At 29.6% G+C, this 22788-nt stretch carries 21 protein-coding genes and 1 other annotated feature; of the genes, 16 read left to right on the top strand and 5 right to left on the bottom strand.

Translation table 11 applies throughout. The features are described 5' to 3' along the window. Positions 1–25 precede the first annotated feature (25 nt). Positions 26–940, bottom strand: coding sequence for a ribonuclease Z (locus tag KGNDJEFE_RS09455; protein WP_006440839.1), 915 nt, complete (start codon positions 938–940; stop codon positions 26–28). Between the two features lie 281 nt (positions 941–1221). Here KGNDJEFE_RS09455 and KGNDJEFE_RS09450 point away from each other — a divergent pair, with 281 nt between their 5' ends. Beyond that, on the top strand, positions 1222–2910 hold the full coding sequence (locus KGNDJEFE_RS09450) for a 5'-nucleotidase C-terminal domain-containing protein (protein ID WP_006440840.1): 1689 nt from the start codon (positions 1222–1224) through the stop codon (positions 2908–2910). 208 nt (positions 2911–3118) lie between these two features. Here the strand turns inward: KGNDJEFE_RS09450 and recX are convergent, their stop codons facing one another. After that, complete coding sequence (gene recX / locus KGNDJEFE_RS09445) at positions 3119–3757, bottom strand: recombination regulator RecX (protein ID WP_006440841.1); 639 nt, start codon at positions 3755–3757, stop codon at positions 3119–3121. 185 nt (positions 3758–3942) lie between these two features. Here recX and nadD point away from each other — a divergent pair, with 185 nt between their 5' ends. The 8 genes from nadD (at position 3943) to KGNDJEFE_RS09405 (ending at position 11589) form a co-directional block, all read left to right on the top strand. Continuing rightward, a complete protein-coding gene (gene nadD / locus KGNDJEFE_RS09440) occupies positions 3943–4632 on the top strand; it encodes a nicotinate-nucleotide adenylyltransferase (protein WP_006440842.1) in 690 nt (229 codons plus the stop codon). A gap of 47 nt (positions 4633–4679) precedes the next feature. Beyond that, the gene (gene yqeK / locus KGNDJEFE_RS09435) at positions 4680–5273 is read left to right on the top strand and encodes a bis(5'-nucleosyl)-tetraphosphatase (symmetrical) YqeK (RefSeq protein WP_006440843.1); all 594 of its coding nucleotides are present in this window, start codon (positions 4680–4682) and stop codon (positions 5271–5273) included. A gap of 109 nt (positions 5274–5382) precedes the next feature. Then, complete coding sequence (gene rsfS, locus KGNDJEFE_RS09430) at positions 5383–5742, top strand: ribosome silencing factor (protein WP_006440844.1); 360 nt, start codon at positions 5383–5385, stop codon at positions 5740–5742. Between the two features lie 146 nt (positions 5743–5888). Then, positions 5889–6081, top strand: a binding site (T-box leader). A gap of 93 nt (positions 6082–6174) precedes the next feature. Continuing rightward, positions 6175–8598 carry a leucine--tRNA ligase gene (gene leuS, locus KGNDJEFE_RS09425; protein WP_006440845.1) on the top strand — a complete coding sequence of 808 codons (2424 nt, stop codon included), beginning with the start codon at positions 6175–6177 and terminating at the stop codon, positions 8596–8598. 261 nt (positions 8599–8859) lie between these two features. Next, positions 8860–9330, top strand: coding sequence for a threonine/serine exporter family protein (locus KGNDJEFE_RS09420; protein ID WP_148881843.1), 471 nt, complete (start codon positions 8860–8862; stop codon positions 9328–9330). Between the two features lie 89 nt (positions 9331–9419). Continuing rightward, entirely contained in the window at positions 9420–10742 is a 1323-nt protein-coding gene (locus KGNDJEFE_RS09415; protein ID WP_148881763.1) for an IS3 family transposase, read from the top strand. A 9-nt stretch (positions 10743–10751) separates the two neighbouring features. Continuing rightward, entirely contained in the window at positions 10752–11078 is a 327-nt protein-coding gene (locus KGNDJEFE_RS09410; protein WP_320055083.1) for a threonine/serine exporter family protein, read from the top strand. A gap of 1 nt (position 11079) precedes the next feature. Beyond that, positions 11080–11589 (top strand): threonine/serine exporter family protein, encoded by a 510-nt coding sequence (locus tag KGNDJEFE_RS09405; RefSeq protein WP_040410668.1) that lies wholly within the window; start codon positions 11080–11082, stop codon positions 11587–11589. An 86-nt stretch (positions 11590–11675) separates the two neighbouring features. Here KGNDJEFE_RS09405 and KGNDJEFE_RS09400 read toward each other — a convergent pair whose 3' ends face one another. The 3 genes from KGNDJEFE_RS09400 to aspD form a co-directional block, all read right to left on the bottom strand. Further along, entirely contained in the window at positions 11676–12314 is a 639-nt protein-coding gene (locus KGNDJEFE_RS09400) for a hypothetical protein (RefSeq protein WP_006440848.1), read from the bottom strand. A gap of 195 nt (positions 12315–12509) precedes the next feature. Beyond that, the gene (locus KGNDJEFE_RS09395; RefSeq protein WP_006440849.1) at positions 12510–13505 is read right to left on the bottom strand and encodes an asparaginase; all 996 of its coding nucleotides are present in this window, start codon (positions 13503–13505) and stop codon (positions 12510–12512) included. A gap of 132 nt (positions 13506–13637) precedes the next feature. Beyond that, positions 13638–15269, bottom strand: coding sequence for an aspartate 4-decarboxylase (aspD, locus tag KGNDJEFE_RS09390; RefSeq protein WP_006440850.1), 1632 nt, complete (start codon positions 15267–15269; stop codon positions 13638–13640). A gap of 438 nt (positions 15270–15707) precedes the next feature. Here aspD and ilvA point away from each other — a divergent pair, with 438 nt between their 5' ends. The 7 genes from ilvA to srlE all read left to right on the top strand — a co-directional run bounded on the left by ilvA (position 15708) and on the right by srlE (position 22735). Further along, positions 15708–16925, top strand: coding sequence for a threonine ammonia-lyase (gene ilvA, locus KGNDJEFE_RS09385; RefSeq protein ID WP_006440851.1), 1218 nt, complete (start codon positions 15708–15710; stop codon positions 16923–16925). Between the two features lie 160 nt (positions 16926–17085). After that, positions 17086–17466, top strand: coding sequence for a RidA family protein (locus KGNDJEFE_RS09380; RefSeq protein ID WP_006440852.1), 381 nt, complete (start codon positions 17086–17088; stop codon positions 17464–17466). Positions 17467–17854: 388 nt separating this feature from the next. Then, a complete protein-coding gene (locus KGNDJEFE_RS09375) occupies positions 17855–18652 on the top strand; it encodes an SDR family oxidoreductase (protein ID WP_006440853.1) in 798 nt (265 codons plus the stop codon). A 46-nt stretch (positions 18653–18698) separates the two neighbouring features. Further along, positions 18699–20624 (top strand): BglG family transcription antiterminator, encoded by a 1926-nt coding sequence (locus tag KGNDJEFE_RS09370; RefSeq protein ID WP_006440854.1) that lies wholly within the window; start codon positions 18699–18701, stop codon positions 20622–20624. A 47-nt stretch (positions 20625–20671) separates the two neighbouring features. Beyond that, on the top strand, positions 20672–21112 hold the full coding sequence (locus KGNDJEFE_RS09365) for a transcriptional regulator GutM (protein ID WP_006440855.1): 441 nt from the start codon (positions 20672–20674) through the stop codon (positions 21110–21112). A gap of 21 nt (positions 21113–21133) precedes the next feature. After that, positions 21134–21685 carry a PTS glucitol/sorbitol transporter subunit IIC gene (gene srlA, locus KGNDJEFE_RS09360; protein WP_006440857.1) on the top strand — a complete coding sequence of 184 codons (552 nt, stop codon included), beginning with the start codon at positions 21134–21136 and terminating at the stop codon, positions 21683–21685. Positions 21686–21724: 39 nt separating this feature from the next. Continuing rightward, entirely contained in the window at positions 21725–22735 is a 1011-nt protein-coding gene (gene srlE, locus KGNDJEFE_RS09355; RefSeq protein WP_006440858.1) for a PTS glucitol/sorbitol transporter subunit IIB, read from the top strand. Positions 22736–22788: the final 53 nt, after the last annotated feature.

Genomic DNA, 22788 nt, shown 5'->3' with positions numbered 1-22788 from the left:
GCAAAAATTGCAACAGCCTTATTTTTTATTCAGGATATTTTATTTGAGTACTGAAACGATCGTATCCTATTATTGTGTTTTCAAATACAGATTTTGCATTATTTTCGAATACATTTGGGTCTTCTATAGAAGGGCTAAAATGAGTTAAAAGAAGTTGTTTAGCATTTCCCCTTACAGCAAGTGAAGCAGCCTCTCTAAATAGCATATGCTTGTTTTTAATAGCTTTTGAAATATCCATTTCATCTCCATACATAGCCTCACATATAAATAAATCTGCATCATAAATAAACTCAGGAATAGTATCTAATGGTCTAGTATCTGTAATCATAGAAATTTTTATACCTTTTCTATCATCGCCAAGAACCATATCAGGTGTATAATTTACATCCTCATCCATAATAGTCATTCCTTTTTGTAGCATATTCCAGTATTTTCTAGGAACATTGTTTTGTTTAGCTTTTTCAACATTAAATTTTGGGTGTCTTGCAAAATAAAAATTATATCCTATACATTCAGTTGAATGTTCTAATTCTATTGTTTCTATAGATAAATCTGATAATATAGGATCTACAAGTGAGAATATACCTTCTGGATTTTCAATTATATTCAATTTATATGGTAGTGTGATAAGAACTTGTATAGCATCCATAGCTTCTTTTATCCCTACAGGACCAATAATTGTTACAGGTTTCTTTCTTTCACTATTTCCCATAGTAGAAAGCAATCCTATAAGACCTATTATATGATCACCATGAGTATGTGTTATGCAGATTAAATCTATATCTTTAAAACCACAACCCTTCATTTTCATAGATACTTGTGTGCCCTCTCCACAATCTACTAAAATTTTTCTTCCATTAAAATTCATAAAAAGAGAAGATAAAAATCTATTTGGTAGTGGAACATTTCCACCACATCCTAAAAGAGTTAAATTAACCATATATTCCTCCTAAAATAGTAAATTTAATATAATAAAATTTAAAATTATAGATACTTAATTAGATTATATTAAAAAAATGATAAAAAAATCTTATTAAAGTTAAAATTGTAACTTATTTGTAATTATAAAATCTGAAATATATAATATAATAATTGTAACATCAATATGATTAAAATGAATATATTTTTGCTATAATAAAAGTAGGAAAAAGATTTTTTCTTAAAAATAAAAATTGATTGTGACTACATAAACACCTAATTTCTAGATAAGGGGGGAGAAAAATGAGAAAAGCATATAAAAGAATAATAAGTACGGCGATGGTATTATCTATAGTAATACAAGGAAATACAGTATTTGCAAAAGAAATATCTAATAATAGCAACAATGAATCTAAAAAACTAGTAGTTGTGTACGAAAGAAAAGATTCTAAGGACTATTTAGATATATTAATCAACGGAAAAACAAATCAAAAGGAAATAAAAGACGGCAAACTTTGTGAAGTAGTAGATGGAATAGACATAGCGGTTGTTGATTCAAATAAATCTACTAATTTAAAATCTGATATGACAAATCTAATTAAGAGCGGTGCAGAGGCATTTATCTACATAAATGGTGAGAATGTAGATGTATTTAGTGCTAATGACGTATCTAAAAAAATAAGCAAATCAAATGAAACTAATGGCAAATCAAATGAGTCTAAAAAAGCTGATTCAACTGAAACTAAAAAAGAAGATGTAAAAAGAGAATCTACATCTAAAGAAAATCCTTCAAAAGAAGGAGCTAAAGAGGATGCAAAAAAAGACACTTCTAGAAAAGTAAAAGTTGAAATAACTTACAGACAGAAAAATTCGTCTAATGAATTAATATCTTTAAAAACAGCAACAACTGTATCATCTTCAGAAAAAGAAGAATCTAAAACTGAAAACAGAAAAGAAGAAGATAAAAATAACTCAAATCAGAAACCAGAACAAGATAAAGAAGAAAATAAGGATGAGAACAAAGACGAAGTAAGTTTCAACAATGAAGATGTACTAGGAAAAACTTCTACTGAATTAGTTGGAGATTACTATACAATAGGTAAAGAAGAAAGTAACTTTGCAAATTTAATAAATGATGCATTACTTAGCAAAACAGGTGCAGAAATAGCTATGACTAATGCAGGAACTATATTAAAATCAATACCAAAAGGCGATATAACTTATGGAAATATAGTAGAATCTGTAATATTTGGAAATACAGTTATAACTAAAAAGTTAACTGGAAAACAGATAAAAGATGCTATAGAAGTCGGAGCTGAGATATATCCAGAAGCTAACTCTACATTCCTACACTTTGGAAATCTTACATACACAATAGATGTAAATAAAAAAGCTGGTAGTAGAATAACAGATATTAAAGTAAAAGGTAAAAAGCTTGATGAATCAAAACAGTATCTAGTTGCTATGAATGATTATATGTCTACAGATTATAGCTCAATATCTGGATCAAGTATTGAAAAAAATTACGGGGAATTAGATAAGGTAATAGCAGAATTTATAAAATCTAAAGGAACTGTAAACTACAAAAATGATGGTAGAATAAAAGTAACTAAAACAATAAATATAAATAGAGAAAAGGTTAAAAAAGTAGTTACTGCTATAGATAAATTAACATATGATAAGACAACATCTAATATAAAAGCGGTAAATGAAGCTATAAAAATGTTCAATGACTTAAATCAGGATGAAAGAAAACAAGTAACAAACTATAAAAAACTTGTTAAGATAGCAGATTCTTTAAGAAGCAATGGTGTAAATGTAAGTAAACCAAGTGGAACAGGATCTAGTTCATCATCAAGTAGTTCAAGTGGATCAAAACCTACACAGAAATCTCCTAAAACAGGTGATGCATCATCAATAGCAGGAGCAACAGGAACATTTGTAGCATCAGCTGCAGCTTTTGGAGCGCTAAGAAGAAAAAAAGAAGACTAATAACTTGAATTAGTATTAATCCAAATAAATAATAATTGATTGAATAAAAAATCCCCACAAAAGATTGTAATTTAAAACTTCTGTGGGGATTTTAATTTTAATATAATATTTATCTCATTGTATCCTGTTTTTTTAACTGATAGTAATTATACACACCTAGTGCAAAACATAAAACACCGATAATTAATTTCTTCATACTTATTCCTCCTTAACAATCGAATTCATCAAAATTCAAAAGTTCTCTTAGTACTCTTTTAATAATATCATAACTGAAGCCTTTATAAGCCAAATGCTGATAAATTTTTTGATTAATTTTATTCTTATCTTCACCTTTTAACCTTTTTAATCTCTTTTCAGCTAGATATTTAGCATTCTCATACTCTTCATCTGGATCGATTTGAGATATAGCATCTTGGATATCTGAAGCTGCTATTCCCTTATTATATAAGTTCTGTTTGATTTTATTTTTACCAAACTTACTAAGATTCATATTATCGTGGACAATCTTTTCAGCTAGAAGATTATCGTTTATAAGCTTATATCCTTTTAAAAACTCTATAACTTCTTCTACAATATTTTCGTCATAATCATTTAATAATTTTTCTCTAAGTTTTTTTTCTGATTGGTCAGATTTTGAAAGAATAGAAAGAGCTTTATTTTTAGCCTTCATATAGATTTCATCGTGAAGAAGAGATTCCAATGAATCTTTATCTATTTCCATACCTTTTTTCAAAGAATGTGTATAGACTAGCTCTGCATAAACTGCCATAAAATATTCTTCATCTACATATATATTAACTCTATCCTTGCTTCTCTTTTGAGCTTCAATTTTTGTAATAATTGCCATAAAAATCCTCCTCTAATGAGATAGATTAATTTTAATCCACTTGAAAGACAAAGTCAACGAAGAAAACAAAAGTGTTAGTAAAATAAGTTGTTTGTTTTACTTTGTATTTTTATAGACGCATTCAAGAAAACGTAAATCTATGGTACAATAGATAATAGTAAAAGGAAAAGGAGAAGTTAGTTTCAATGGGGATTTTAGAACTAGTAGATAGTGCTAGAGAAACGAATGATAAAAAATTAAGCAAATTTGAAAGTATAAAAGAAAAACAAAAGGTAGGAATCTTGGGAGGAACTTTTGATCCAATACATTTTGCACATCTTGCAACAGCGGAATTTATAAGAGATAAATACAATTTAGATTGGATTTTTTTCATACCAACTGGGAATCCACCACATAAATTGGGTATAAAGACAGATAAGTATGATAGATACAATATGGTTCTGCTTGCTACTGAAACGAATGATGACTTTATAGCTTTAGATATAGAAATAGAAAGAAATAAGCAGACGTACACAGTAGATACGCTTAAAGATTTAAAAAAGATGTATCCAAATGCAGAGCTTTACTTTATAACAGGAGCAGATGCTATATGTGAGGTTGAAAGCTGGAGAGGTGTTAAAAAGAACTTTGAAATGGCTACATTTATAGCAGCTACTAGACCAGGGATAAGTCTTTTAAAAGCTCAGGAGAAAATAGAGCAACTTGAAAGAAAGTATGATACATCAATTATAAGTGTATACGTTCCATCTTTGGATATATCGTCTACATATATAAGAGAGCAGATAGAAGCTGGAAAAACAGTTAGATATTTAATGCCAGAACCTGTAGAAAAATATATGCAAAGAAAGGATTTATATAAGCAGATAGAAGAATAAAATAACTTGGGAGGTAGAGTTTACCATTGGGGTGGACAAAAGAATTGATGAACTTAGATCAAATCAAAGAAAAACTAAAGGAATTGTTGACAGAAAAAAGATATGTACATTCGTTAAATGTTGCGGATAGTGCTAAAAAATTAGCTAAAATATATGGTGCCGATGAAGAAAAGGCATATTTAGCAGGAGTTGTACACGACTGTGCAAAATACTTTAAGACAGATAAGGTAGACCGTTATGTAGAAAAATATAACATAGAGCTAGATGAGTTAGAAGTTGGAAATATTTCTCTTTCTCATAGTATAATAGGATCTTATGTTGTAAAATACGACTTTGGAATAGATGATGAGGATATAATAAGCTCAGTAAGATATCATACAACAGGGAAGGTTGATATGAATTTAATGGAAAAAATAATATATGTTGCAGATTTAATAGAGGTAGGAAGAGATTATCCAGGAGTGGAAGAATTAAGAGAATTAGCTTATGGAGGAGATATAGATGCTGCTATGATACAATCATTTGACAACACTATAGCTCTTATGCTAAAAAAAGGAAATACAATTCATCCTAGATCTGTAGCAGCAAGAAACTTTATGATTACAGAAAGAAAAAAGAAAAAAGCTATTAAAAATTTATAAATAAATTTAAAAATGGATTTTATTTTTAGTTCTATATGGTATAATAGTTTTAATATTTACAAGAAAGGAAACTATTTTGTAGTTTCGCAAAATTAAGGAGGAAATATAAATGGCAGCAGATTTAACAGTAGAACAGATGGTAAAAGTTATAAACCATGCTATAGAAGACAAATTAGGAAGAGATATACTGATTTTAAATATAGGAAAAATAACAAGCTTAGCTGATTATTTCATAATAACTACAGCTTCATCTTCAAGACAGGTTAAAGCAATAGCTGATAAAGTAGAAGAAGATATGACTAAAAACGGATTAGAACCAAGAGGTAAAGAAGGTATAGACTCTCAGCAGTGGGTACTTCTTGACTACGGCGATATAATGGTTCATATATTTGATGAAGAAAACAGAGATTTCTACAACCTAGAAAAATTATGGAAAGATGCACCAGTTGTAGACCCGGACGAATTATAAGAAATTATTTGGAGATGTTAAAAATAAAAACATCTCCTTTTTTATTTTTAACAAGATAAAAAGTCTGTAAATGTTGACAAGCCATATATCTAGGTGTTAGAATATTTTTATTAATTGAAATTATGTATGATAAAATAGAAATATTATAGACAGTCTGAAGTAGTAGAATAGGAGTTATTTCAGAGAGCTGGTGTTAGCTGCGAACCAGTATAACAAATTTTTGAACTTGTCAGATACAAACTGTCAACCGTTGTTGGTTTAAAGACTCAACTAAGAGAGTTCAATTTATTTGAGCTAATTAGGGTGGTACCGCGAGTATATAATATCCTCGTCCCTAAACATTATTGTTTAGGGATTGAGGATTTTTTTATTATACAGAAATAATAATTATTATATTTGAACTATTAAAAATAAAAAACAGGAGGAGAAAAAATGAGCGTTTATGATTTCAAAGCCATAGAAACAAAATGGCAGAAAACTTGGAAAGAAAACAATCAGTACAAAATGGATACTGAGCAGACAGAAAAACCAAACTACTATACATTAGAAATGTTCCCTTATCCATCAGGAAAACTTCACATGGGACATGTTAGAAACTACTCTATAGGTGATGTTATAGCTAGATTCAAAAAAATGAAAGGGTACAATGTACTTCATCCAATGGGATGGGATTCATTTGGATTACCAGCAGAAAATGCAGCTATAAAACATGGTATACATCCACACAAATGGACTATGGAAAACATAGCTGAAATGAGAGAACAGTTAAACCTTTTAGGATTAAGTTACGATTGGGATAGAGAAGTTGCTACATCTACTCCAGAATACTACAAATTTACTCAGGAAATATTCCTTAAATTATTAGAACGGGGATTAGCATATAAGAAAAAATCTTACGTTAACTGGTGTCCATCTTGCGAAACAGTTCTTGCAAATGAACAGGTTGTTCAGGGAGAATGTGAAAGATGTGGAACAACAGTTATAAAGAAAGACCTAGAACAGTGGTATTTCAAAACTACTGCATTTGCAGAAGAATTATTAAACGACTTAGATAAATTAGATGGTTGGCCAGAAAAAGTTAAAACAATGCAGAGAAACTGGATTGGTAAGAGTACAGGAGCTAACTTAACATTTACAATAGATGGAACAGAAGATACTATAACAGTTTATACAACTAGACCTGATACAGCTTACGGTGTATCATTCATGGTATTAGCACCAGAAAGTCCATTAGTTAAAGAATTAGTTGCAGGAACTGAATACGAAGCTCCAGTAGATGAATTCGTTCTAAAAATGCACAAAATGACAGAAATAGAAAGAACATCTACAGATCTTGAAAAAGAAGGTATGTTCATAGGAAAATATGTAATAAATCCAGTAAACGGAAGAAAAGTGCCAATATGGATAGCTAACTATGTACTTGCTGACTACGGAACAGGTGCTGTTATGGCAGTTCCAGCTCATGATGAAAGAGATGAAGATTTCGCTAAGAAATACGACCTTCCAATAGTACCAGTAATAGATGAAGACGGAATAATGATAAATTCTGAAGAATTTAACGGTATGCCTGCTAAAGAAGCTTTCGAAAAAATAGTAGACAAAATGGAAGAAGAAGGAAAAGGTAAAAGAACTGTAAACTACAGATTAAGAGACTGGTTAGTTTCAAGACAGAGATATTGGGGATGCCCTATACCAGTAGTATATTGTGATGACTGTGGTATAGTACCTGAAAAGAAAGAAAATCTACCTGTATTACTTCCAACAGACGTTGAATTTACAGGAAAAGGAGAATCTCCATTAACAACTTCTCCAACATTCACTGAAACAGTTTGTCCAAAATGTGGAAAACCAGCTAGAAGAGAAGTAGATACTATGGATACATTCATAGATTCTTCTTGGTACTTCTTAAGATATACTGACAACAAAAATACTGAAGAACCTTTCAGAAAAGATATAGCTGATAAATGGGTACCAGTAGATCAGTATATAGGTGGTGTAGAACATGCTATAATGCATCTTCTTTACGCTAGATGGTTAATGAAAGCATTCCACAGCATGGGAATGGTAGAAGCTGACGAACCATTCAAAAACCTATTAACTCAGGGTATGGTTCTTAAAGAAGGATCAAAAATGAGTAAATCTAAAGGAAACACAGTATCTCCTTTAAAAATAATAGATGAATACGGTGCTGATACAGCTAGATTATTCATACTATTTGCAGCTCCACCAGAAAGAGACCTTGACTGGTCAGACCAGGGTGTTGAAGGATGCTTCAAATTCCTAAACAGAGTATATAGATTAGTTGATGAATTAGCAGAAGAAGTTAAAAACTGCGATGATGAATTTGGTAAATTAACTTCAGCTGATAAAGATATGAGATTCACTATAAACAGTGTAATCAAAAAAGTTACATCTGACTTAGATGAAAAATTCGGATTCAATACATCTATAGCATCTTTAATGGAATTAATAAACGAAATGTACAAATATAAAGAATTAGATGGAAGAAACTCAGCTGTTATAAAAGAAGGTGTAGAAGCTATAGTTACAATAATAGCTCCATTTACTCCACACTTAGGTGAAGAATTATGGCAGATGATAGGTAAAGAAGGAAGCGTATTTGATATAAGCTGGCCTGAATACGACGAAAAAGCTTTAGTAAAAGATGAAGTAGAAGTAGTTGTTCAGATAAATGGTAAAGTAAGAGGAAGAATGAATGTTCCTACAGAAATATCAAGAGATGATATGCAGGCTGCTGCTTTAGAAGACGAAAAAATAAAAGAATTAGTTGAAGGAAAAACTATAGTTAAAGTTATAGCTGTTCCTAAAAAATTAATAAACATAGTTGTAAAATAATTAATAATATGGATGCTGTTGGATAAACATTAAAAGATGTTTTTCAACAGCATCTTTTTTGTGTAAATTTTAATTATACATAAAAACTAAAAAATTTATGGATAGCTTATATAAAATAATAAATAATATTGAAAAGAGACTAGTCTAGGTATACAATAGACAAAGTAGACTAAAAAATGAAAAGAATATAATTTATAATAAAGTTATAAATAAATCATAAAGTTAAAAATATAAATAAAAATTAAAGAAAGGAGATTTCTAATGGATGTAAACAGAGTACTAGAATTTTCATCTGATGCTGGAGTACTTCTTCTTCAAAGTGGAGGAGAAACGTACAGAGTAGAAGAAACTGTTACCAGAATTTGTTCTTCATTTGGAATAGAAAAAACAGGTGTATTTGCTACACCGACAGCGGTAATAGTATCTGCAACGGTTGATGGAAAAATAAGCTCGGTTGTAAAGAGAATAACAAAAAGAAGTACTGATTTAAACAAAGTATTTGAGATAAATGCTTTATCAAGAACTATATCACAGTATAACTTTGATATAGCAGTATGTGAAAAAATACTAGCCGAGATAGAAAAGGGAAACTATTATTCAGATAATAGAAAGATATTTTTTGCAGGTGTAGGTACTGCAGTTCTTACTGTACTATTTGGCGGTGGAGTACCAGATATGTTTGCAAGCTTTTTTATAGGATGTACAGTAAAATATGTTACTGGATTATTTTAAAATGGAACCTATAGAATGGACACTTGTAAAAAGGTGTTTCATCTATAGGTTCTTTTTTTGTATAATTTTAATATAGAGGTGAGTAATTTATGAGTAAAAAACAATTTAGTAAAGAAGAAACATTAGAGCTATCAAAAAATCCATTTGTAAAGAATGTAAGCTGTAAATCAATAACATATACAAATGAATTTAAAATACATTTCATAACAGAATACAATAAGGGAAAAAATCCAACACAGATATTTAAAGAAGCAGGTTTTGACACTAACATCATAGGTGCAAAACGTATTAAATGCGCTAGCGAGCGATGGAGAAAGTCATATAAAGAAAATGGTATTTTGGGACTAGATGATTCTAGAGTTAATAATTCTGGAAGACCAAGAAAAAGAAAATTAACAGATAAAGAGATAATAGATAAGAAGGATGCTGAAATAGCATATCTTAAAGCAGAGCTAGAACTAGTAAAAAAGCTAGACTTCGAAGAAAGGCAGGTGATGAATAATAAGCTACCTTCGGTGAAAATATTCAAATTAATTAATGATGTAATAAATAAATATTGTTTAAAAAAAATGATAAAACATCTATGTATTGTTGCAGGAGTATCTAGATCTGGATTTTATAACTATTTAAAAAACAAGAATGTAATAAGCAAACAAGAAGAAAAGGATTTAGAAGCAAAAGAAATAATTCTTAAAGCATATAAGTTCAGAGGATACAAAAAAGGTTCTCGTTCAATAAAAATGATTTTAAAAAGTAAATTTAATATAATATTTAACAGAAAAAAAATTCAAAGAATAATGAAAAAATATGGAATTAAATGTCCTATTCGCGAGTCAAATCCAGCTAAACGTATGGGAAAAGCAAGAAAAGAACATCACACAGTTCCTAATAAATTGAATAGAGAATTTAAACAAGGTATACCAGGAAAAGTACTTTTAACTGATATTACGTATATGCCGTACGGCAATGGGAAAACAGCATATTTATCAACTGTAAAAGATTCTTCTACGAATGAAATTTTATCGTATCATTTATCGAAGAATTTAAAAATGGATATTGTTATTTCAACTATTAACAATCTCATGTTATCAAATTCAGACAAATTACATAAAGATGCATTTATTCATTCTGATCAAGGAGTTCATTATACAAGTACTATTTTTCAGAACTTGTTAAAAAAATATAATTTAGGTCAATCTATGTCTAGAAAAGGTAATTGTTGGGACAATGCTCCGCAGGAGTCATTCTTTGGTCATATGAAAGATGAAATAGATTATAAAAGTTGCAATACATTTGAAGAGTTAAAAAGTTTAATAGATGATTATATGGATTATTATAATAATGATCGTTGTCAGTGGAATTTAAAACAGCTGACTCCTATTCAATATAGAAGTCAGCTGCTTGCTGCTTAAGACTTTTTTATATATGTCCTTGACATAGGGACCATTTTATTTGGAAAAATATCGCTAAACGACTTTTTTATAAATATGATTGGTGCGGCGATAATACCAACAATTGCAATATTATTAGTTAAATTTAGATTTATATATACTATAGACAAGGTTATAATGGGATCTATAATGCTTCTTGTTCCAGGATTGCCACTAACCAACGCTATAAGGGATATACTTGATGGAGAGCTTTTATCAGGAGCTATGAAAATAGAAGAAGTTCTTTTAATAGGTATAGCGGTTACTATAGGTATGTGTTTCGTTTTAAACTTATACATAAGATACGGAGGTGTTTAAAATGAGATTGGCACTAGAAGTTGTACTATGTATAATAGCTGCATATAGCTTTGGAGTAATTTTCAATATCAAAGGAAAATATCTTAGAATATCGGCCATTGGCGGTGGGATAGCATGGCTATCATATAAGCTTCTTTTAATGGCAGGTATGGAAAATAATCTTTCATTCTTCTTTGCAACTATATGTTTTGGAATATATGTTGAGGTTTGTGCGAGAATATACAATGCACCGTCTACAATAATGAGTGTATGTGCTATGATAATACTTGTTCCAGGGTATGGAGTATATAACACACTTTATGCATTTCTTACAAATGACTATACAGCAGGAGTAAGAAATGGGATATCTACTTTAATGGTAGCTGGGGCTATATCTTTAGGTCTAGTATTTATAACCACAATATTTAGAAGAAGAAAAACAAATGATATACTTAGCAAAATAATAAATTCATTCAAAAAGATAAATAAAAATTCATCTGAAGATGATGATATAAAAATAGAGGACTTCTAAAAAAGTTCTGTCATAAAAGTTATTGAAACTTTGTATGACAGAACTTTTTATTTGTTAAAATTAGGTTTTAAAATGAAGTTAAAAAATTAATCGTTTTTGTCTTTTAAATCTTGTATTATTTTATTACCTTTATTTTTTATTTGTTTTGCTCCCCATTTACTAGCTTGAAGTGTTTTATCGCATAAATTTTTAGTTAAGTCTTTTACTATTTTTTTATTTTTATCATTACTATTTACTTTATTATTACTATTATTATCTTCTTGAGGTGTATCATATATAGTATTTGTAGTATAAAAACTGTTTAAATTACCCATAATGGCTTGGTTTAATTCATAATACAACTTGTTTGCATCGTTGTTTTTTAATGTTAATCTATTCATAGAAGTTTTTCCTTTTAATATAAAAATTAAATCAGAAAATGGTGAATCGGAATCATTTTGTATTTGAACGTTTTCTATATTATCATAAAAAACAGAACCGACGTTTATTTCTTCAGAAACAACTTTTGGTTTTCTAAAAAGTTTAGTCTTAGTATTGGTCTGAATAGATACAAATAACAATCTTGTATTTGTTGGAAAAATTCCACATAAACTACCATAAGTACCATTTAAAAATCCAAGATATTCAGAATAAATAACTTCATTTCCAACTAAATAATCAGGAGCTACACTTTTTAATTTATTAAGTTCAAGAAGTTCACTATCAATATTATTTTTTTTTGACATAATTATCTCCTTTGTATTAAAAAATAAAATTTATACAATAATAGTATCATATATCTATAATTTATAGAAGTAGTTTTATAGATATATACAATAAAAATTGTAATTTTATATAAATATAAAATTTATAAAAAAAACTAATTAGTATATACTTATACTAATTAGTTTAAATAAATTTATTTATTAAATTATATAAAATTAAGCGTATATACCTCTTTCAAAGAAGTCAGTTATAGTATCCATATCATCAGTCTGTCCAAGAGCAAGCATTAATTTTATTCTAGCTTTCTGTCCTGGAAGATCTCCACCAAATATACAACCTAAGTTTCTAAGATCTCTACCTGAACCATGGTATCCGTAGCTATCAAATACTCTACCTGAATGGCATCTTGAAACTATAACAACAGGTAAATTCTTTTCTCTAGCATATTCAACACCAGGTAACATTTCTGGAGGTATATTTCCTCTACCCATTGCTTCTATTACTATACCTTTGTATCCTAAATCTACAGCAGCTTTTATGAAGTCACTGTTTTCTCCGGCACAAGCTTTAAATAGAGCAACTTTAGATTCTATTTTATCAGTTTTTATAACTCTTCTATTTACTATATCTCTAAGTAAAACTAATTCATTGCAGTCTATGTAACCAAGAGGTCCACCAACTAAAGACTGGAATGTATTTAAAGCTAGTGTATTAGTTTTTGTAGCTTCTGAAGCTAATAAAACTTCATTGTTTAAAACAACTAAAACACCTTTTCCTATAGCATCCTTTGATACAGCTGTACAAACTGCAGCTGATAGGTTACTTGAACCATCGTAACCAAGTTCTGAACTACTTCTCATAGCACCAGTAACTATAACAGGTTTTGGATTGTCTATAGTTAAATCTAGGAAATATGCTGTTTCTTCTAGTGAGTCAGTACCATGAGTTATGATAACTCCAGTTATATCTTCTCTAGCTAAAAGATCTTCAGTATATTTTTTAAGCTCCATCATTCTGTAAGGAGTCATATGAGGTCCTGGTATTTCAGCAAAGTTAAGTACTTCTATATCGGCAACTTTGTCTATATTAGTAACCATAGAAAGTATTTGTTCTCCTGAAAGAGTAGGTATTGCTGCCCCCACCTGGTCATCTACTGTCATAGATATTGTTCCACCAGTAAATACAATTGCAACTTTCTTTTTAGTAGTCATAATAATCTATACACCTTTCTAATAAAAAATAATTAATATTCCAATAGAAATTATAACAAAAAAATACAATAAATACATCTTTTATTTTATTTTTGCATAAAATAGGTCACAATATTGATTTATAAATAGTATTTAATTAGTTTTTTTACTTTTCCATAGCTCAACATAATCATTTAGTATATTTTTAATAGATGCACCTATTGTTATATAAGCTCTATCATCTAAGTTTGCAAGAGAAACCCTTATAGACCATTTTGGTGCTGCGAATCCATTACCACCAAGAAGAACTATAGCGTAATCTTTTGCAAGTTTGTATAATATATCAGATGCATCAAAATTATTGTGCATAAAGTCTACAAAATCCTGTCCATGATTTAATCTACCCCATTCATCTATATCAAACTGGAAGTAGTATGCCGCACTATTTTCAAGATTTACATAGTCTATTCCTAAAGATTCAAATAGAAGTCTCTGTCTTCTTCTACATATACTCATATTTAATTTTTTATAAGCATCAACTTTGTCTATTAGAGCAAAAGCAGAGAAGAATGCCATCTGAACCTGCTGAGGAGTAGAAAGTCCAGCTGTATGGTTTAGAGCAACCCGTCGACTATCTGCAACAACTCTTTCCATAAATGTAAGAGCAGAAGGGTTAAGACTCATATCACTGTATCTCTTATCAACTAATTTTTTAGATTCACCTTTTAATTCTTTTATTTTTTTATCAAAAACATTTCTTTCGTGAACTGCGAATGTTCCTAATCTCCAACCAGTAACACCGAAGTATTTTGAATAAGAATAAACTCCTAAAGTATTATAAGGAAGTTTTGACATTAATGAAGAGAAATCATTTACAAATGTTCCGTATACGTCGTCTGATATTATCATTAAGTCTTCGTTATATGTTTTAACTACATCTATTAATTCATCACAAGTATGTTCATCCATGCCTATTGAAGCTGGGTTGTTAGGGTTAACAACGAAAAGAGCTTTTATACTTTTATCTTTTAATTTTTCAAGTTCTTTTCTTGAGAACTGCCAAGTATGAACTCCTCTTTCATCTACAACATCAGCGTTTATATTTACTATATCGAAGTTGTATCTTGGAAGATTTGGTATTTCTAAGTAAGGAGTGAATATAGGAGTCATCATCGCTATTTTATCTCCTCTTCTTAAAAGCTCGTTTGCCATAAGTGAATCGAATATGTAACACATGGCAGCAGTAGCACCTTCAACTGCAAATACCTGTATATCTCCGTACTCATCATCTATATTGTATTTCATTTCCTGAACTAAATAATCGTGAACGATCTTTTCTATATGAGGTAACATTCTATCTGGTAGTGGATAGTTATCTCCTATTATACCGTCTGCTAACTCATGAACGAATTCATCTGGATTGAATCCCATTTCTGTTATACCGTAGTTTACTATATTCTTTAATAAGAAAGCACCAGGCATATCTTTATTTTCTTCTATATAATTGAATAATCTTTTTGCTATACCGTCTTTCTGTGGCATACCTGAAAGATTTCCTAAATCCCAATTAAGTCTTGTTTCTGTTACAGCAAAGTGTCCGAACGTAAAGAATGCTTCTCTAGCAGAAGAACAAGTCCAGTTAGGATTTCCTCTACCTGCATCTAATAAAGGTATGTTTTTAGTGTTTGAAGTATCCTTTGCGATTTCGATAAGCTCATTTTTAAATTCAAACGGGCTCAACCTGTTGTACATTTTTTTGATTTCTTCCTTTGTGTAGTTAATCATTTTTCATAATCTCCTTTTTATAATCTTTAAAATATAATTCTTAAAATATAACCTTAAAATATAAACTCTATAAATATAATCATCATTATAAAATTGATTCAAATGAATATACATTATTAGTTTTAATTATAAAAATATCTGATTTATTCATCTGAAATAGCATACTTACAACTTTAATTATAATATATTTTTAGAAAAAGTAAAGAGAAAAAATAAAGTCAAAATACTAAAAAAAGATATTTATAAATACATAAAGGATAAAAAACTTAAAAAATAAAAAGAAATAGTAAATGTATATACCAAAAGACATTTTTTTAATGTCAAAATACGTTTTCTCTATAAAATTAAAATAATGCAAAACTTGTTGCATTTTTTAGGAAAAGGTTATAGAATAAAAAATGAAATAACAAAAATATAATTTAACAGGAGTTGATTTTAATGTTACAGGTTACTTTAGAAGATGTAAAACAGGCAAGAGAAACTATAAAAGATATAGTTAAAAAGACTGACGTTTTAGAAAGTACAAAATTAAGCGAAAAAACTGGTGCTCATGTTTACTATAAATGTGAAAACCTACAGAAAACTGGATCTTTCAAAGTTAGAGGTGCATGTAATAAAATAGCAAATCTTACTGAAGAAGAAAAAGCAAGAGGAGTTATAGCAGCATCTGCAGGAAACCATGCACAGGGTGTTGCACTTGGAGCAAAATTAACAGGAATAAAAGCTACTATAGCAATGCCAGCTACTGCACCATTAGCAAAAGTTAGTGCAACTAAAGGATACGGAGCAGAAGTTGTATTAAACGGTACAGTTTACGATGATGCATATGCTAAAGCAGTAGAAGTACAGAAAGAAACAGGAGCTACTTTCCTACATCCATTCAATGATAAGTATGTAATAGCTGGTCAGGGTACTTTAGCACTAGAATTCTTTGAACAGTTAGATAACAAAGTAGACACAGTATTATGCCCAATAGGTGGTGGGGGAATAGTTGCTGGTGTAGCAGTAGTTGCAAAAGCATTAAACCCTAATTGTAAAGTTATAGGTGTTCAGACAGCTAATATACCTTCAATGAAGGAATCATTCCAGAATGGAGAAGTTACATCTGCATTCAATGCACCTACAATAGCCGATGGTATAGCAGTTAAAACTCCTGGAGATTTAACATTTGATATAATAAAAGAATTAGTTGATGATGTTGTTGTAGTAGAAGAAGATGAAATAGCACAGGCTATATTATTTATGATGGAAAGTCAGAAAATAGTATCAGAAGGTGCTGGTGCGGTTTCAACAGCAGCTTTATTAAGCGGAAAATATAAACCAGAAGCTGGAGAAAATGTAGTATGTGTAGTATCTGGTGGTAATGTAGACGTTAACACACTATACAGAATAATAGGTGTTGCTTTAGCTAAAGAAGGTAGAAGAGTTAGCTTAAAAGTTAATATGAACGATAAACCAGGTAACTTCACAAAAGTTACTAGCATAATAAGTGAAGCAGGAGCTAATATACTATCAGCAAATCAGGGAAGCCTAGCATCTGGAGACAGTTTAACTGAACAGTCTGCTGAATTTATACTTGAAACATTAGACTTTGATCATATTAAGAGAGTAAAATCAGCAATAGTTGAAGCTGGATTCTGCGTAAAAGAAATATAATTATAAATTTAAAATATATTTATAAATAGTTTAAAACATAAAATAAATTTATTAAAATGTAAATAATATTTGAATCAATATAAATAAAAGAGTATAATATAAATATAGTGTTAATAAAAACACATATCTTATATTAATATAATATTAGGAGGGGTTTCCAATGAAACACGAAGTAATACATACTAACAATGCTCCTGCAGCTTTAGGACCATATTCTCAGGCTATAAAAGCAGGAAACTTATTATTCTTATCAGGACAGGTTCCACTAGACCCAGAAACAATGACAGTTGTTGAAGGTGGAATAAAAGAACAGGCAACTAGATCTTTAACTAACATAAAAAATGTATTAGCTGAAGCTGGTGCAGACTTCTCTAACGTTGTTAAAACTACAGTTTTCATAAAAGACATGAACGAATTCAATGACTTAAATGAAGTTTACGCTGAATTCTTCGGTGAAAACAAACCAGCTAGATCTTGTGTAGAAGTAGCTAGATTACCAAAAGACGTTAAAGTTGAAATAGAATTAATAGCAGTTTTATAATTCGATAATTATAGAATATACAAAGATGTCTCTTTTTAGAGGCATCTTTTTTTATGCAATTTATTATTTATAAGTATTGAATTATGAAATTGATTATATAGAAAACAGATTTATGAATACTATATGAAAACTATTTGAAATTTAAAATCACTTGAAAATAAAACTACATTGTGTATAAAATAAAACAGGATATAAAACTGTGATAGATGATAAATGAAACACTAAAAATATGCAATTTGAAAAATAGAGTAAATCAAGATAATAATATTTATTAAATTAAAATTGTGCAATTAATTTCCATTCTCTGGAAAATAAGTGTATTAATTAAGGATACCGATTTCAATATACTTAAATCAAGATAAAAATAATAAGAGAGGGGAAGTTATAAATGAGCAATTCATGGTTAGATTTAGAAAACAAGGTTGTAATAGTAACAGGAGGAGCATCTGGAATAGGTAAACATATCTGTAAACAGCTAAAAGAAGTTGGAGCAAATGTGGTTGTATCTGATTTAAGTGTTGAAACAGAGGAACTAGATGGTGTATTCAATGTAAAATGCGATATAACTAAAAAGGCTAGTGTTGATGAAATGGCTAAATTAGTTGTTGAAAAATACGGAAAAATAGATGCACTAGTAAATAATGCAGGTGTAAATTTACCAAGACTTTTAGTAGATTTTAGAGGTGAAAGACCAGAATACGAATTAAATGAAAAAGATTTTGACTTTATGGTAAATGTAAATCAGAAAGGTTTATTCCTTTGTACACAGGCAGTAGTTAGATACATGATTAAAGAAGGAAAAGGAACAATAGTAAATATAACTTCTGAAGCAGGTATGGAAGGTTCTGCAGGACAGAGCTGCTACTCAGCAACAAAAGGTGCTGTAAATGGATTTACAAGATCTTGGGCTAAAGAATTAGGACCAAAAGGTATAAGAGTAGTTGGAGTAGCTCCTGGAATAAATGAACCAACAGGATTAACTTCTCCAGCATATAATGAAGCATTAGCGTATACAAGAGGTGTAAAACCAGATCAGTTAAGTACTGACTATGCAAAAGTAATACCTCTAGGAAGACCAGGAAAATTAGATGATATAGGAAACTTAGTAACATACTTAGTATCAGAAAGATCATCATATATATCTGGTACCACAATTAATATATCAGGTGGTAAATCAAGAGGCTAAGATTTATCAATAAAAATAGCAAATAATAAAGTGACAGGGAGGAAATATGAGTTGTTTTTATGAAGAAAATAGACTTGCCAGAATATTAAATATTATGGAACAGAAACAATCTGTCACAGTTGATTATCTTTCAGAAAAAATGGATGTAAGTCCTAAAACCATAAAGAATGATATAAAGGAAATAAATAATAGTTTGGAAGGACATGCTATTATTGAAAATAAAAGAAATTCGTATGTATTCTATATATTCGATACAGATGGGTATGAACAGGTGAAAAATAAGGTGTACGCTCATGATGACTTCATGAATTCACCTAATTCAAGGATAGTATTCATAATGCAAAAGCTTATGAATACTGACTGTCCATATCTTACAGATGAACTTGCCTACGATATGAATATAGGTAGAAGTACTGTAAATGGAGATTTAAAAAGATTAAGAAAAATTCTTGAAGAATACGAAATAGAAATTCTAGGAAAGACAAATACCGGAATAAGTCTAAATGGGGATGAGCTAGAGATTAGGTTCTTTATACTTGAAAATATGTACGATGGTATATATAAAGATTATCCATTAGATTCAGATTTGATAGATGCTATAAAACAGATAGCTTTAGAGTATGAATTAGATTCAGTTGCTGTTGAGTATTTTATAAAGTTTTTTACTGTAATGATAGATAGATTTTTAAATGGAAATCCATTATCTAAATTAGATAAAAAATATGAGGAATTAAAAGAAAGTATTGCATATATCTTTGCAAGAGAGATAGCAAATAATATATCAAAAGTTCTTATGACAGATTTACCTGAGGAAGAAATATTATTTATATCGATTCCAATAGCTGGAATGAGAACTCCAACAAATATTAAAACTATTGAAAAGCTGCAAGTTAAGAAAACTACAGAGGATTTAATTTTAAAGATAAAAGATAAAATAAAACAGGAAATGAATATAAATATTCAATCCGAACAGATTATGCATGAGTTTATGTACCATATTCAATTTATGATTAATAGAATGAAATACGGATTTAAAATAAGAGGTATTGATTGTGAGGAAATAAAAAGTTCTAACTCTGTTGCATATACAGTGGCAGAAGTTGCAGCTAGTGTTATACAAAATGAAGAAAATATAGAGATTTCTAATGAAGAAATAGCTTTAATGTCTGTATATTTCGGAATACTTATAGATAAAAGTAATTTAGAAAAAAATAAAATATATAACATAGCTATAATATGTGGAACAGGAAGAATATCAGCAAGGGTCGTTGAGAGTAATCTAAAGAAGATTATAAAAAATGAAACGGTGATGGATCTTTACTCGGACAGTAATATTGATTCTGAAATCTTAGATAAATACGATTTAGTTGTATCTACAGTGAAACTAGATATTGATACAAAGTCAGAAATAATATACATAAAAGATGTACTTGATAGGTCAGAATTAAAAAGAAAGATAGATTTATTGAAGTATAGCGATAATAAGGAGATATCATTTATAAAAGGAATGGACTCTATTATGTTGGGAATACTTGATGAAAATAGATTTTTCGTTTTGGATAAGAACTATAGCTATTCGGAAAACGTTAATATGATGATAGATATTTTAGAAAATGAAGGACATCTTGATGCTGGATTCAAAGAGAGAATAAGAAAAAGAGAAGAAAAATCATCTATGATATTTGAAGATACTGTAGCATTTCCACATACGATAAACTATGCTAGTAAAAATATAGAATTAGCACTTGGAGTTGTACCTGAAAATATGTCTGATAAAAAAGAAAAGGATATAAAATTAGTTTTCCTTTTAGGATTACCGGAAGACGATGGTGACGACACAGTATTAGTAAAGATATACGATGAAATAATAAAAATAGCATCAGATAAAGAATTAGTGGAAGAAATTTCAAAAATAGAGAATTATAAAGATTTATTAATGTATTTCGTAAAATCAAGCGATTTGTTTGGTTAAAAGATTAGAGAAAAAAGAACAGTAGTTTTAAAAAAGGGGAGGTAATTATGAACTTTTGGTTTTTACTTATAAGTTTAGGTGTAGCATTTGTACTACAATTTATATTTGCATCTATTCAGATAAAAGATTTTAATAAAAATTATAAAAGATTGAGAAAAATAGGAAGAGTTGCAATCGGAAAATATAAAGGAGCTATTTTTGCAGGATCTATAGCTATGTTTGCTATAGATGAAGAAGAAAAAATAATTGAAGGAGTATGTATGTCAGGAGTTAGTATATTAGCTAGATTTAAAAAGTTTAATATGCTAAATGATGAGAATATAGGAAATATACAAAAGGAATTAAATTTACCTAAACCAGTAAAAAAAGCTATAGAAAATGCTTCAAGTAATTATAGACGGATAATAAACGGAGAAGAAATAAAACCAGAAAAAAGTCCAATAGGAAAAGTTACTGATTCTTTAAAATGTATAGCTACTGGGAAATAAATTATTTAGGAGGATTCAATAATGGATTATATAGTAAAATTCGCAGAAGGATTTATGGGCCTATTTAATACAGGTGCCGAAACATTTGTATCATGGGTTAGTGGGATAGTTCCACAGGTATTATTACTTTTAATAGCAATGAACACTTTAATAAATTTAATAGGTCAGAAAAGAATATATAAATTTGCAAAAGTTTGTACAAAAAATCCAATATTAAGATATATGGTTTTACCATTTGTATCAGCTTTTATGTTAGGTAACCCAATGGCATTATCAATGGGTAAATTTATGCCAGAAAGATTAAAACCAAGCTATTATGCATCAGCAAGTTACTTCTGCCATACTTCAAGTGGTATATTCCCACACATAAATCCTGGGGAAATATTCATATTCTTAGGGATAGCAAAAGGTGTTGAAACATTAGGATTAAGTACAACACCACTTGCATTACGTTATTTATTAGTAGGTTTAGTATGTAATTTCCTAAGCGGTTGGGTAACAGATTTTACAACAAAATATGTTATGAAGCAGCAGGGAATAGAATTAAGCAATGAAATAAAAGCAGTTGAATAATGGCAATAAAAGATCGATTGATAATAGGAGGAGCAGACGATGTCAGAATATAGAGCAATAAAAGTTTCAAAAGGTAGCGGTGGATTTGGTGGACCTCTAACAGTGAAACCAACAGAAGAAAAAAATGTATTATTATATATAACTGGTGGAGGAGCAAAACCAGATATAGTAGATAAAATAGTTGAATTAACAGGATGTACTCCAGTAAATGGATTTAAAACATCTGTGCCAGAAGAAGAGATATTTATGGTTATAATAGACTGTGGTGGAACTTTGAGATGTGGTATATATCCACAGAAAAGAATACCTACAATAAATGTTATGCCAGTTGGTAAATCAGGACCTCTAGCAAAATTCATAACAGAAGATATATATGTATCAGCAGTAGGTTTAGATGAAATAGAATTAGCAGAAGATGTGCCTGTTAAAGAGAATACAGAAAAAGAAGAAGCTAAGGAAGAAAGAAAATTCAAATATAGTGCGGATAAAAAAGTTTCTCAGACTATGGCTGAATCAGGAAAGCCTAATATAATAACAAAAATAGGTATGGGAGCTGGTAAAGTAGTAAATACTTTCTATCAGGCAGCTAGAGATGCAGTTCAGACAGTAATAAATACAATACTTCCTTTTATGGGATTTGTTGCACTTTTAATAGGTATAATACAGGGATCAGGAATAGGTGATGTATTCGCAAAGGTAATGATACCACTAGCAGGTAATGGAATAGGATTAGTAATATTAGGATTTATATGTTCTATACCATTCTTATCAGTTCTTTTAGGACCAGGTGCCGTTATAGCTCAGGTTATAGGGACTTTAATAGGTGTTGAAATAGGTAAAGGAAATATAGCACCAAGCTTAGCATTACCAGCATTATTTGCAATAAATACTCAGTGTGCATGTGACTTTATACCGGTTGGTTTAGGTCTTGCAGAAGCTGAAGCAGAAACAGTTGAAGTTGGTGTTCCAGCGGTATTATATTCAAGATTCTTAACAGGTGTTCCAAGAGTATTAATAGCTTGGGCAGCTAGTATAGGTCTTTATAGCTAAGGAATAAATTCTATAACATATTAATTGATTTCTTAGAAAAATATAAAAATAGA

Source organism: Peptacetobacter hiranonis (assembly GCF_008151785.1).
Lineage (GTDB): Bacteria > Bacillota > Clostridia > Peptostreptococcales > Peptostreptococcaceae > Peptacetobacter > Peptacetobacter hiranonis.
The sequence above is the reverse complement of the archived record's forward strand: the minus strand, read 5'-3'. Positions and strand labels throughout refer to the sequence as shown.